The organism is Acinetobacter sp. AOR18_HL, from assembly GCF_027855145.1.
Classification (GTDB): Bacteria; Pseudomonadota; Gammaproteobacteria; order Pseudomonadales; family Moraxellaceae; genus Acinetobacter; species Acinetobacter pittii.
Window position 1 is genome coordinate 127,784 of the sequence record NZ_JAKTIG010000023.1, and the last position, 12,318, is coordinate 140,101.

Annotated in this window: 13 protein-coding genes; 6 read left to right on the forward strand and 7 right to left on the reverse strand. The window is 37.6% G+C overall.

Annotated elements, in window-relative coordinates:
- The first annotated feature begins 138 nt into the window (after window positions 1-138).
- From MKL51_RS05745 to MKL51_RS05770, 6 genes are all read left to right on the forward strand, one after another.
- On the forward strand, window positions 139-1,335 hold the full coding sequence (locus MKL51_RS05745) for a tyrosine-type recombinase/integrase (RefSeq protein WP_270904249.1): 1,197 nt from the start codon (window positions 139-141) through the stop codon (window positions 1,333-1,335).
- Window positions 1,336-1,526: 191 nt separating this feature from the next.
- Window positions 1,527-2,480, forward strand: a complete 954-nt coding sequence (locus MKL51_RS05750) for a hypothetical protein (protein ID WP_270904196.1) — start codon at window positions 1,527-1,529, stop codon at window positions 2,478-2,480.
- 62 nt (window positions 2,481-2,542) lie between these two features.
- Window positions 2,543-3,178, forward strand: a complete 636-nt coding sequence (locus MKL51_RS05755) for an SOS response-associated peptidase family protein (protein ID WP_270904197.1) — start codon at window positions 2,543-2,545, stop codon at window positions 3,176-3,178.
- 147 nt (window positions 3,179-3,325) lie between these two features.
- Complete coding sequence (locus MKL51_RS05760) at window positions 3,326-3,826, forward strand: LexA family protein (RefSeq protein WP_270904198.1); 501 nt, start codon at window positions 3,326-3,328, stop codon at window positions 3,824-3,826.
- Window positions 3,823-5,121: a Y-family DNA polymerase gene (locus MKL51_RS05765; RefSeq protein ID WP_270904199.1), complete on the forward strand. Its 1,299-nt coding sequence runs from the start codon at window positions 3,823-3,825 to the stop codon at window positions 5,119-5,121. The genes MKL51_RS05760 and MKL51_RS05765 overlap by 4 nt, the downstream gene beginning before the upstream one ends.
- 164 nt (window positions 5,122-5,285) lie before the next feature.
- The gene (locus MKL51_RS05770) at window positions 5,286-6,128 is read left to right on the forward strand and encodes a hypothetical protein (RefSeq protein ID WP_270904200.1); all 843 of its coding nucleotides are present in this window, start codon (window positions 5,286-5,288) and stop codon (window positions 6,126-6,128) included.
- A 298-nt stretch (window positions 6,129-6,426) separates the two neighbouring features.
- On the opposite strand, the gene MKL51_RS05775 is transcribed toward MKL51_RS05770, so the two are convergent.
- The 7 genes from MKL51_RS05775 to MKL51_RS05805 all read right to left on the reverse strand — a co-directional run bounded on the left by MKL51_RS05775 (window position 6,427) and on the right by MKL51_RS05805 (window position 12,287).
- The gene (locus tag MKL51_RS05775; RefSeq protein WP_086355112.1) at window positions 6,427-6,972 is read right to left on the reverse strand and encodes a glycoside hydrolase family 108 protein; all 546 of its coding nucleotides are present in this window, start codon (window positions 6,970-6,972) and stop codon (window positions 6,427-6,429) included.
- A gap of 57 nt (window positions 6,973-7,029) precedes the next feature.
- A complete protein-coding gene (locus MKL51_RS05780) occupies window positions 7,030-7,203 on the reverse strand; it encodes a hypothetical protein (RefSeq protein ID WP_226381308.1) in 174 nt (57 codons plus the stop codon).
- 37 nt (window positions 7,204-7,240) lie between these two features.
- Entirely contained in the window at window positions 7,241-7,525 is a 285-nt protein-coding gene (locus MKL51_RS05785; RefSeq protein WP_031968604.1) for a phage holin, read from the reverse strand.
- A gap of 68 nt (window positions 7,526-7,593) precedes the next feature.
- On the reverse strand, window positions 7,594-11,031 hold the full coding sequence (locus MKL51_RS05790) for a host specificity factor TipJ family phage tail protein (RefSeq protein ID WP_270904201.1): 3,438 nt from the start codon (window positions 11,029-11,031) through the stop codon (window positions 7,594-7,596).
- Window positions 11,024-11,386, reverse strand: coding sequence for a hypothetical protein (locus MKL51_RS05795; RefSeq protein WP_032052862.1), 363 nt, complete (start codon window positions 11,384-11,386; stop codon window positions 11,024-11,026). The genes MKL51_RS05790 and MKL51_RS05795 overlap by 8 nt, the downstream gene beginning before the upstream one ends.
- Window positions 11,383-11,889 carry a DUF1833 family protein gene (locus tag MKL51_RS05800; protein ID WP_032052860.1) on the reverse strand — a complete coding sequence of 169 codons (507 nt, stop codon included), beginning with the start codon at window positions 11,887-11,889 and terminating at the stop codon, window positions 11,383-11,385. Before MKL51_RS05800 ends, MKL51_RS05795 begins: the two co-directional genes overlap by 4 nt.
- A complete protein-coding gene (locus MKL51_RS05805) occupies window positions 11,889-12,287 on the reverse strand; it encodes a hypothetical protein (protein ID WP_068555616.1) in 399 nt (132 codons plus the stop codon). Before MKL51_RS05805 ends, MKL51_RS05800 begins: the two co-directional genes overlap by 1 nt.
- Between the last annotated feature and the right edge of the window lie 31 nt (window positions 12,288-12,318).

Sequence of the window (12,318 nt, forward strand, 5' to 3'; positions counted from 1 at the left end):
AATTTATAAATCTGCAAATTATTGAAAATTATTAAAAATACAAATCTAAGCAAATCTAGACAAACTATGCAAAATCATTAATCTTGAGTATCATTTTGAGTATGACCCTAAAATTTGAAAATGGATACTCAAGATTTCATGTTAAGCGACTCAAAAATCAGAAGTGCAAAACCAAAAGAAAAGCTTTATAGAATTGGTGATTCGGACGGGTTGTGTATTGAAATCAAACCTAATGGAAAGAAGTATTGGCGCTATCGTTTCCAGTGGCTTAAGAAAACTCAAATGATGAGTTTAGGTGAGTACCCTATTATTGGCTTAGCCGAAGCACGCACAAAACGGGATGAGGCTAAATCATTAGTAGCAAGCGGCATAAATCCAGTCGAAGATAAAGAAAAGCAGAAAAAGGCTAAGCATGACGAGTATGAAAATAGAGTGCTCTTCAAACATGTTGCTGCAGAATATAAAGCTGAAAAACTAAATAATCGTTCAGAAAGATATCAAGAAGCGTTTCAACGCGCCTTAGATAAAGATATTTTAAAAGTTATTGGTGATAAAGATATTAAAGAAGTTACATCAGCTGATGTTTTGACAATTATGAAAAAGACGATTGCACGGGTTAAGCGTCAAAAAAACCATGGTACTGGCGAAGTATCAGCAATTCAAAATCGTACTTTTATTGGTGGCGTAATGCGTTATGCAATCGCCACACTTAGAGCCGACTATGATCCAACCTATGCCGTTAAAAACGTTGTAGAACGTCCTGAAATAGAACATGCCAGACCCATGGAAAAACATGAGGCTGTACAACTTAGAAATAAATTAAATAACTATGGTGGATCTACTACAGTTAAGAATGCTGGCCTTGTAATGCTCTACTCTATGCTTAGGACTATCGAGATCCGCCGCATGAAATGGGAATATGTTGATTTTGAAGCTAGAACAATTACATTCCCAAAAGAGATGATGAAAAAGAAAAGCATTCATATCGTTCCTATGTCTGACCAAGTTTTTAATATTCTTCAAGAACAACGCAATATTGTTGGTAATCGTGAATATGTATTTCCTGCGATTTATCAAGATGGGATGTTATCAGCTACTACAATGAACAAAATGCTTGATTACATTGGTTTATCTGACGTAACTGCTCATGATTTTCGTGCCACAGCTTCCACATTACTCAATGAAAAAGATTACGATGACAAATGGATTGAAAAACAATTAGCACATGCAGATGGAAACAAGACTCGTGCCACATATAACCATGCCAAGTATTTAGAAAGTAGAAGAAAAATGTTGCAAGATTGGGCCGATATTGTTGATAGTTGGGGTAGTTAAGATGGTCCTAGAGATTAAATCGCTTACCGAAAAATTGAGAATTTGCAAATGAGAGACTGGGTCTATTTTTATATCGAGCACACAATAAAATATGGTGAGCCATTCTATAAAGAGTCAGGCTGGTCATTAGGCTTGAATAATAATTTTATAGTTATTAGCTTAATACGAAGCTAAATAAAAATGATGCAATAATGGGCGGATTATGTGTACATCTGGAATGTTTAATTAAAAATCCTGACTCTCCAATTAAAGATTTCAAACAAAAAGGCGTGTTTATGAAAGATACATTTAAAAATAAATTTAAAAATTTTGCAAAGAACCATCTTTTAATTTTTGCATTTGGTTGCTTAGGCCTTCTTTTACTAATTGGCACAGTAATTATTAATACATTTTGGGGCGGTAGTGTTTTTTTAGAGGTTGCTGATGACAATACGATAATAAAAGATTATATGGCACTATATCTTTCAATGTTAGGTGTCGTTGCAACATTATATGCAAGTTTTGTTGTAATTTATGCATATGACGCGTGGAAAGATCAGAAAAATTTTGACACTGATGTAGAACTCTTAAAACAAAGTGATGAGAATCTTTGTTTATTTCAAAATGATATTGAAGCCGTCTGTAATAGGATTATTGCTATTCACGATGCATATGTTAACAAGCAAGGATTTTACCTTTCTCATTCTTTATATAGAGAACCTTTAGAAACAGAAAATGAAAATCTAAAAAAATTTAGTATACATCTTCATAGATATCTTGATTACAACAAGCACGAAATAAGACTAAAAGAATTACTATTGGAATATCATAGTTTAGCTAATGAGTTCCTTCATCTTAATAAAGACTTCGCCACTAATATTTATTTACCAATTTATAATGAGTTAAAAAATATTAGTAATACTGGTTGGGCAGACTCTACAATAATTTTCTCATTTTTATCTAAAGATAGCCAAAAAGAAAAGTTGGTACAAAACTACTATAGTGTATTAAAAAGTAATTATAGTAATGCCGGTTTTGTTGAAGAAAAAGATAAAGTAACTGGCAAAATGATTGACAGGATTCTCAACTATAGTGAACTCTATGAGTTAATGAAGGATTACTATAAAGAGATAAATGAAATTATAAAAACACGTATGAGAGCTTAACTTTTTATTAGAAAAAAATTCAACTCTCGTACATACTAATTTAAAAAAACAAGGATGTTTTTATGTGTGCGAACTATGAAACTATATCAAAAGACCGGGTACACCTTTTAGATCTCTTCGAACCTACTTTTGATTATAAAGCCGATGTTTATCCGGGTTATGACTGCCCTCTTATTTTTTCTAAAAATGGCCATATCGAATGGCGCCAAGTAAAGTTTGGTATGATTCCTCCATGGAACCATGATTTTAAGTTTTCCAAGTTCACATACAACGCCAGAACTGAGACAGTAGATAAAAAGCCGAGCTTCCGACATGCTTGGGCTAAAAGTCAGTTTGCTTTAATCCCAGTCGAAAAAATTTATGAACCGAGATATGTGAATGGAAAAGCGGAAAGATGGGGAATTTATCGAGAAGATGGCTTACCTTTTACAGTAGCTGCTATTTATGATTCGACTGTGATTGATGGGCAGCAAGTAAGATCTATGTCGATGCTGACCATTAATGCCGACAATCATCCTTTTATGAACCAGTTCCATAAGCCAGAAGATGAGAAAAGATCTATTATTGTTATTCCTGATAAATACAGAAATGACTGGTTGAATTGTAAAAAAGAAGAAGCGCACCATTTTTTCTTTGAAATGCCGATCGGTGAATTTACTGCTGACTACCTCCCCAAACCAAAAAAAAGTGCAAATTAGCGCCGTTGATTTTCCGACCAAATGCATTGATCAACGCGACAAGTTACGACTAGTCATTATTTATCCACAACTTTTTAAATTTGAAATTTAAACCAGCTCTAGCATATCATCTTGAATATGTTACAAATTCAAGTTAGGGGATATTCTATGAGCGAAATTGCACCATCCATCATCCAGATAAAACCATATCTACAAAGTAGTATTGTTTTATCTGAAGCCTTATTAATCAAGCAAGTTATACCAACCACTCACATGCTTGTCCCCTATGCTCTAGAGAAGATTTCAGCAGGATTCCCAAGCCCGGCACAAGATTATGTAGATAAAGCACTCGACATGAACGAGCACTTAATAAAAAATGAAACTGCAACTTTCATTGTCAAAGTCGCTTCGCTCTCGATGCTTAATGCAGGTATTGATATTGACGACGAGCTAATTGTCGATCGTAGTCTCGATGCAAAACACGGCGATATTGTTGTGGCTCTAATCGATAATGATTTTACAGTTAAGCGGTTAATGATTGATGAGTCTGGCCAATGGCTAAAAGCAGAAAATCCAGATTATAAAAATATTTACTTATTAGATGGCCAAGAGTTGCTTATCTGGGGTGTTGTCACTCATATCATTAAAATGACAAGAAAAAGATCATGAAACATGAGAATAAAGTCTTTTTTCTCATAGACGTAAATAATATGTATGTCTCATGTGAGAGAGTCTTTGACCCAAGTTTGAACAATAAGCCAGTGATTGTTCTAAGCAACAATGATGGTTGTGCAGTTGCTCGAAGCAATGAATCAAAAGCGTTAGGTATAAAAATGGGTGTTCCCCTATTCCAGATCAAAGATATTGTTCAACAAAACAAGGTAATAGTACTTTCAAGCAATTATGCAATGTATGCAGAAATGTCGAGACGCTTTCACAAGATTCTGAGCTCGTACGTAACTGCAGAAGAAGTTGAACCGTACTCTATCGATGAGTGTTTTGTTGACTTTTCTGCTTATGAGAAGAACTTTGATTTAGAAAAAGTTGGTCAGCAAATGCGTCAACAAATATGGAAATGGCTAGGCTTACCTGTCTGTGTTGGGATTGGCAGAAGCAAAACTGAATCAAAGATTGCAAATCACATTGCAAAGAAAAACCCTGGCTTTAACAGCGTTTGCGATCTCGTTCATATGGATCCGTGCAATAAAGAATATTATTTCTCATTAATTGAAGTATCTGAAGTTTGGGGCGTTGGCCGTAAGCACTCAAAAAAATTGCAAGGTATGGGAATTAATACAGTGCTTGATCTAGCTTGTGCTGAGCCGCGCGAAATGCAGAAGAAATTCTCGATTGTTATGGCTCGCACTATTTACGAATTACAGGGCATCTCATGCATTGAAATCGAACACTCTCCCCCATCAAAAAAGCAAATAGTTGCCTCTAGGTCTTTCGGTGGTCGAGTAACTGAGCTAACCGATCTAAAAGAAGCTATCTCAATGTATGCTCAAGATGCATGTAAACGCTTGCGTGATGAAGGGCTTTTATGCGGATGTATGATTGCTTTTGTACAATCAAATCCTTTCGATCCTAGTGTGCCGTTCTACAACCAATCAATCACAGGTTCGTTTTCTGAGCCCACAGATTGCGCTATCGATTTCGTCAAAGCAGCGACAAGAATGTTGAACGATATTTATAAAGAAGGAATTAAATACAAGAAATGTGGTGTTGTGCTGACAGGTCTTGAACCCAAATCAGGCCATACTTATGACCTCTTAACCGACTTTAAGCATATCGAGAAAAAGGAATGTTTGATGCAGGCTATGGATGGTATTCATAGTAAATTTGGAAAGAAAAAAATTAGCGTCGGGCCATGTTTTGTTCCCAATCGAAACTGGTCGATGAGTAGGGATAAATTGAGTAGGAATCCATTTCGATGGGATGAACTGCTTGTGATAAGAAAATAAATGAAGTGAATTTGCTTAAGTAAAGTTTATATAACTTAAATTGCTCTACTAACAAAACTAAAATTTTTCATTCGAATTTCTAGTTGTGTCTATGATTAGATTGAACAATAAATTATATTAAATTTATACTTTTAAAATTAGAGAGACCTGTGAGAATAAAAAATTTGAAAAAAAATGAATTATTTCTGTACATTCTTTTTTTAGCGATTAATGCATACTTATTTTCTTTACTTGTATTTGTTACATGCAAAGAGATCTTTAACCTTGATTCTAATTTCATATCAGCTTTAGGTTCAATCATCTCAGCATTCGCTACCTTTTTTGCTGCTTTAGTGGCAGTAGTATTATTTAAAGAATGGAAGAAACAAGCCAGATATTTGGAAAGTGTAAAGTTAATTAATAAAATTAAACTTCAGATAAAATATTTGTTCAATGAAGTAGAAAACAAAAGAAATTTGCATGAATATCAATCGTATATTATGGGAGTAATCGGAGAGTCGCTGCAAAAAAAAGATGCTTTTGGGGAAGTTAACAAAAGAATTCTAACTGGTCAGCAACGGTTAGAAGAATTCAATAGGTTTAGAGAAACCTTAAAACCAATTTTTAATAATATAAATGAACTAAATATACTTATTGAAGAGCTTGCTACTTATTTGGATAAAGATTTAAGTAATTTACTAGAAATTAACAATCTTGAGTTTAAGGGAATTATCAAGGAACTAGAATTAGCGTATATAGATTTATTTTTATTTTTAGTCGAATCACATCCTGGATACCCTTCTCAAAAAACGATTGATAATTTAGATATAAGACTAGCAAATACAATCTTATCCCCTCACTCTAATTTAAGTATAGAATTTCTGAAATCAGATAAATATATCAAATATGAAAAACATTTTTTAATTATAAATAATGGTTCATTTTTTTCATATGATGAAGTCTTAAAAGATAGAGAAGAGAAGTTTTTAATTACACTGAGTCAAGTAAGAAGAGATCACATAGAATAGAACTAATCATTTATCAGTAAATTTTAAAAATTCATATTAATCTTAATAGTACGAGCTGTGCTTCCTGAAAGCATAATGCAAAGTATTACTAAAAGTTTCATGTTACTCATCGTTAAAGTAATTAAATAGTTCGGACTTTAATACATTGTTAAGATCAAATGCCAGTTAGGGTTTTCCGTTTAAAAGCATGAATAGGCCAACTGGCAACCAACTACTACTTTATAGATCTGCTTAATGACCTGCTTCTTGTTGTGATCATTTTTACAAACGTCATTACTCCATGGGGCAGGTCGCCCATTTAGATCACCACTCGATTAGCAATCCAGCCATAGAAAAATTGCTCCTGACTAGGATTACGTTCACAGATTTCGATGTAACGTTGGCCTTGCATGATATTAAGAACACGTAATAGGACTTTCTCGCCCTCTTTACCACGTTTAGCCAAATAAATTTTGAGAGCATTTAGCGTAGCTGGTCCATAAATTCCGTCGACTGCAAGATCTGGCCAACCTGCTTTTCCCTGGTTATTAAGTAGGTTTAACGCGCGCTGTAAAAGAGGTTTAGCAAAGCCCGTACCACAATTTACTCCAGTGTCTAGCAACTCCTCTGCTACTGCAGAAGAAACGGCATTAACCTGGTCAAATCGGGGAGCTGTCCAATAATTTTTGCGATAAATAGACTTGGCTACATCAAGCGGTAAATCCTTCATGTTTCCTTTAAATCCATTTGCTCGAGCAACTGCTTCAGTAATACCGTATTTAGTAGCACCACCTCGATCAGCAGGGTTATTAACATACCCACCTTCGCGTTTAATTAATTCATCAAGATATTGTTCGATGTTCATTTCAATTTTCCTCAGATAATAAAAAACCGCCCGAAGGCGGCATTAAAAGTTGAATAGTTACTGTTGATTTGAATCTTCAGCTTCTTTCTTTTGTTTATTTGTAGATCCAAAATAAAAAGCAATCACGGCGCTTGATAAACCTAGTAAAGTACCTAGAGAAACGTTTAATAAGTCTCGATTTTTGTCTGGATACTCAATAAAAAATAAGCCAAGTACACATAGAAATGACATAGCTATAACCATATAGGCTAGATATGTCCGAGTATTTTCACTGTTCATCATTATCCCCTTCTAAACGTTTTTTAGTGAGCTCGTATTGCTTCGTTTGCAACTTATGGATCTCGTCTTTACGCTTTTCATCCCGCTTTTTGAAATAGAGATTCGTTAAATAGGTTGCTATACCGATTAAGATTGAAAAGACGACAGCCCAATCAATTTTGCCAACTACCCCAATCAAACTGCCCCCTAATACATAGCCATAAGTGAATTTTGTTGCAGTCGCGGCAGCCGTACTTGCAGCTGCTTCTACAACACTATTTGTTTGATCGTTCATGCATGCCTTCCTCCAGATCTTGGGCATAAAAAAACACCCTTTTGGGTGCTCTAAGTTCTTTCAAAGTATTAAAGGGTTTGTAAGATTTTCCCTCCATTTATCAATTGTGTCGTTAGTGGTGCTACTCCAACAATTGCGGTACCACCCGCTCCTGGTTGGCCTTCAGTTGTGCCGTGGTAATTCCAGTTCGAAGTTCCACTATTTGTCGACTTAGTACCACGTTGCCCCCAGCCTCCTCCATCACCAGATAAAGGTGATACATAACGACCATCATTAGGAGTTCTATATCCCTTACCTGGAATCTCAGCTTCAGCATCTGTAACTTTAACAACCAATAAATAACCCCCTTCGAGATACCAACGCCAGTCCTGAGTATCATTGTAGATTGGCTGTCCAGTCATAACTCGACCAAACGGTGCTCCAGCTCCACCAGGAACACCTTGAACTCCATAATTCAGCCCCGTGTAAATACCACTTGGTGTAGCCCCACCACCTGAGCCCCCCCGAGCCAATGTTCCGCCATCTATGATCAGGTTCAATTTACTATGCCGGTTCATTAAACCCGGTGCGCCCTGAAACCCATCACGGCGGGCTTTAGCAAAGTTGTAATCTGGGTCATTTGATAGTCCTGCATATGCTAAATGTGGTAACCCTCCATCGCCACCGCGCCCTACAACAGAACCTTTGATCGTAAGATTTACGGTAAGACCAGAAGGAAACTCTCCAGTATCAATCGCTGGTAACTCAGGTGCAGCAGGAACAATAAATTCAAGGTTCTGTCTGTCATAATCAAATTTATAAACCATTCGTGTTTCAGGTCTAAGAGAACTAGAACTCGAAACCAAAGCACCAGCTTCAACAATAAAGCTAATTTCACCAGTTGTTGGCAAATCACCTCTTTGCATCTGATATAGACGTGCAAGATTAATATCTAACTGGTCATATCGAATGTAAATCGGTGAATCATCAACTGGCACGTCAATAAAGTCTTTATCGTTGAGGTAATAACGCACATCGTAATTGACTGCAGTAATCGTATTTGAGAACTTATCAACCGGATCTTTCTTAGCAACCAGATAAGGTAATGAATCCTTTGTATCATCATTAACAACCGTATAAATGGTATTAACAAAATCATCAGAACTTAGTTTGAGTGCACCGTTTGGCAAACGTCCTAAGATCACCTTATTCTTAGCTGATCCAGCAGTAACAGGAATTAGATCAACGCTGCCATCTCCCATTTGCAGATAAATCACATAACTCTTGCCAGCTATGAAATCAACATCATGACTCAATGTAAGAATCAATCCCTCTTGCTGAACTACATCACCGCTTTGATGAATACCATTTCGATAATCCGCTACTGCAATCCGGTCACGTAAAACCAGTAACTCAGATTCAGGTGCTGCATCAAAGGTGATAGATTTACGCTGAAATCGAAGTTTGTTCCAAAGCCGATATGCATTGAAATGGGCTTGCCACTTATTACGTACTCCTACAGATTTCACTTCTTTTGGATTATTTGCTCCTTTATCCGGCAAGTAAATATTGATGCGACTATCATCGGTCGGATCCGTATATTCATAGATGAGGCCATCATAATCATCTATTACACCGAAAGTCAGATCATGCTTATAACTATCCGGAATAATATTCCTAAAGTTAAACAACAACACCGAGTTATCTGTTGGTCGCTCAAAGTAGATTTTAAGCTTATTGTTTTGCCGGTAGGCGGTACAAAACACTGCATCACAAAGATTGGTGACCAGTTCCTCAAATGAAAGGTTCGTATCATCAATGGTGGTACAGAACTCGGCCGCCAAAGGTGTTCCGAAATAATCGACAATATCGTTATAAGTTCGATAGATGTTTTCAATATCAATTTCATCGATCGTACGGCGGCCTATCTTGTCATCAAGCGCCATTGAGACCAGTGCGTCAGCAAAGCTTGACGTTGGAAATAACTCAGTCGTCATTGAGCCATTTTTATAAGTCGGTAACATCCGCTGAAGATCGAAATTGATCTTGCGGGATTTAACTGACAATGCTCCAGTCGTTGCATAAGTACGTGCACGGAAAACCGTTTCATGCCCATACGTTGTGCTTTGCAATGGATATGCACCATATAGTGCTTGCCACTTCACATCATCAACAACAGTTGTAACTCCAGGGGTTGGAGTTAAACGGCGAGCTCGTACACTGCAGCGGCCCTGAAATGTGACCATATCCAGCGTTGCCCCAACCGTTTGCCGTGACTTAGCCGAACCCTTGAGAATGATCTGCTTTAGCATTGGGTTACCAATTGAAGCACCCGATTCATTCACTGGAGTAACTTCAACCTCAATCGTGACGTTTACAGCTGCCTGATTGCCCCCTGATGAAACTGTATAAAGTCCATTTGTGGCCACAAAATTACAAAGCACTCGACTACGTTCAATATTGTCCAGGATAAATGGACCAATCCATTTCTCACCAATGGATGAGAGCTTTGGAGATAAAGCACCAGTTTGCTGATTAGTGAGTTCTTTGAGCTTTAGCCAATTCGGATTTACTGCTGCCGGGTTAGATAAGGCCATTCGGTCATCAGCAACAGATAAGACGCTATAAGTACCGTTTAAATCGTATGTTTGTCCGTTAAAAGTAAAAGAAGCATTAGTGATTTCAACTCGGTCATTGCTGACAAATTTAGTGGTCAAATCGGTATTGTTAGCAGCTGCTCGAAGTATCTCATTTGGGTAAGCAAATTGAAGATAATTGGTGCCTTCCAGACTTTGAGTATCAGCTGGACGCAATATCTGGCCATTAACCGAGTTTTGGTGCTGAACAGTTAAAGGCGGTGTTGTAATTTCACTACCAAGCGAAAAATAAGGCTGGCCAGAAACAATATCAACACCAGGACGAAAGACTTCGACCGATGCCCCTGCAATATCGACAATATTGGTTTCACCATCGTAAGCACCTTTGATGTGATAGTGACCACGCCCTATACAGCCAACGACATGCTCTACCTCAACGTTGTTTTCATAAACCTTGTAAGGCACAGCAATTAGATCAGCTGTATCCCAAGCTGCACCATAAATATCAGCAATACGGCCATTCACTCGCATTTTGTTTTCGCGGTTTGAAAGTTCGTTATTTGCAGATGAGGATTGATTGTTATTCTGAGTGGTTTGGGCAATTGACGGCGCGGGCATTAAAAATGCAATCGCCACACTTAAAACAATAGAAACGATAGCAGCAATAAGTGCAGGCATCCCTTTCGGGTTTTCAATCACAATGAAAGTACCCGGCAAGAAATCAAGCTGCTTTAAGTCGTGAGCATTCTTCGGTGTAACTTCATTGGCAAAAGAGATCTCTGCATGATCCATATTGCTTGGTGTATGAAAAATACGGACATGTTCAGGCATATGTTCATATTTTGAAGTTAGCCACTGCCCTATTGTGTGGGCATGTTCAACTGTCTTTTCTTCAGACAAAGCATCTTGCTTATAAATAACTTTAATCATAATAACTAACCCGACTAAACCCCATTGCTTTAATGACGTCTTCAGCTAAATAAGTGACTCCACTCTCCATGAGGTGTAAAACCTTCTGCCCACGAAAAAGCCCCACATGCGGGGGCTTATTTCTTTGTCTTGGATGGAAGGCAACTATGCAACCTTCCTTGGGCATGGGCAGCGGATTTAAGAGTTTTAATCGCGAGACTTTAAACTTGATATGGCCTTTAGGTTGCATGAACAAATCCAAAGCTTCACTCCGATCTACTCCATATAGATCTAGAGCGGCTTCATGTGCGAAGTGAACACAGTTGTAGTGCTCTTCGTCGTATTGCTTATCAAGTAAATGATCATGACTTTTCATACAGCCCCCTTTAGTCCACTAAACCGGTCCAGTGAGAAAATGTCACCAGTTTTGGAGGTATTTAAACGAGGGGACTCAGCTTTAAATGTCACAGCTTTATTGTTCATTGAAACACCTGCAAGTTGAAGGCCTAGCAAATAATGGATTGGTGTATTCAAGTTGTCTGAACTATAGAGCCTATAATTCACAGTAGGTTTAACATCTGCATATTGGCCTTCCAGTACTCGCTCTAACTCATCTGGCAATATATCGCCAAGCCCTGAAACTGAGACAGTTAAAGTCTGGTCTAAATCGCCCAGCATTCCAGATCTTTGAATTGACATAGGCAGATATTCGTAAAAGACCTGGCCCCCTCCTTCGTTATGCTGTACATAGACACCACGGTCATCATTACGAACAACGCGATAAGTATTTAGAAATGATGGGTGTGATAACTCAATACACTCCAGTTGATAGATATCGACTTTACGATTGAGAAAGAACTTGGCGTATTCGTTATCCATTAGACCTCCCAATCTTTAATCAATGCTGCATCAGCTGTAAGGTTTGGCTGGTTTTGCACTACCTCTAGTTGTGCGTTTACACGATATAAGTTGCCGTTCACTTCATTAGACTTGAATGAGTTGGGAATGAAGTTGCATTGGTATTGCTGACGCGTGCCCTGGTCAATTACCAAATCCGCATAAAATGAAGCTGGCTTGCTTTGGTATACACGCCAGAAAGCCATCATTTTATTGAAATCGGCTTTACTTAAATTCCAGTTCACATCGACAATGTGGCTATTACGTTTTACATCGATGTAATAACGTCCACGCCCTCCATCCATCTGCTGACGCTTTACATCATCACCTGGTGTTACGCCATAGCCATTTGTTTGAGGATTTAGCTTTAACTTGTACATAACTTTCCTTCAGGCAATAAAAAACCGCCCG

Excerpts from the sequence above, each read along its gene's own strand:
- MKL51_RS05750 (WP_270904196.1), top strand. The coding sequence starts at position 1,527 with ATGGGCGGATTATGTGTACATCTGGAATGTTTAATTAAAAATCCTGAC.
- MKL51_RS05800 (WP_032052860.1), bottom strand. The coding sequence starts at position 11,889 with ATGGATAACGAATACGCCAAGTTCTTTCTCAATCGTAAAGTCGATATC.
- MKL51_RS05755 (WP_270904197.1), top strand. The coding sequence starts at position 2,543 with ATGTGTGCGAACTATGAAACTATATCAAAAGACCGGGTACACCTTTTA.
- MKL51_RS05805 (WP_068555616.1), bottom strand. The coding sequence starts at position 12,287 with ATGTACAAGTTAAAGCTAAATCCTCAAACAAATGGCTATGGCGTAACA.
- MKL51_RS05785 (WP_031968604.1), bottom strand. The coding sequence starts at position 7,525 with ATGAACGATCAAACAAATAGTGTTGTAGAAGCAGCTGCAAGTACGGCT.
- MKL51_RS05795 (WP_032052862.1), bottom strand. The coding sequence starts at position 11,386 with ATGAAAAGTCATGATCATTTACTTGATAAGCAATACGACGAAGAGCAC.
- MKL51_RS05760 (WP_270904198.1), top strand. The coding sequence starts at position 3,326 with ATGAGCGAAATTGCACCATCCATCATCCAGATAAAACCATATCTACAA.
- MKL51_RS05745 (WP_270904249.1), top strand. The coding sequence starts at position 139 with ATGTTAAGCGACTCAAAAATCAGAAGTGCAAAACCAAAAGAAAAGCTT.
- MKL51_RS05765 (WP_270904199.1), top strand. The coding sequence starts at position 3,823 with ATGAAACATGAGAATAAAGTCTTTTTTCTCATAGACGTAAATAATATG.
- MKL51_RS05790 (WP_270904201.1), bottom strand. The coding sequence starts at position 11,031 with ATGATTAAAGTTATTTATAAGCAAGATGCTTTGTCTGAAGAAAAGACA.
- MKL51_RS05775 (WP_086355112.1), bottom strand. The coding sequence starts at position 6,972 with ATGAACATCGAACAATATCTTGATGAATTAATTAAACGCGAAGGTGGG.
- MKL51_RS05780 (WP_226381308.1), bottom strand. The coding sequence starts at position 7,203 with ATGTCATTTCTATGTGTACTTGGCTTATTTTTTATTGAGTATCCAGAC.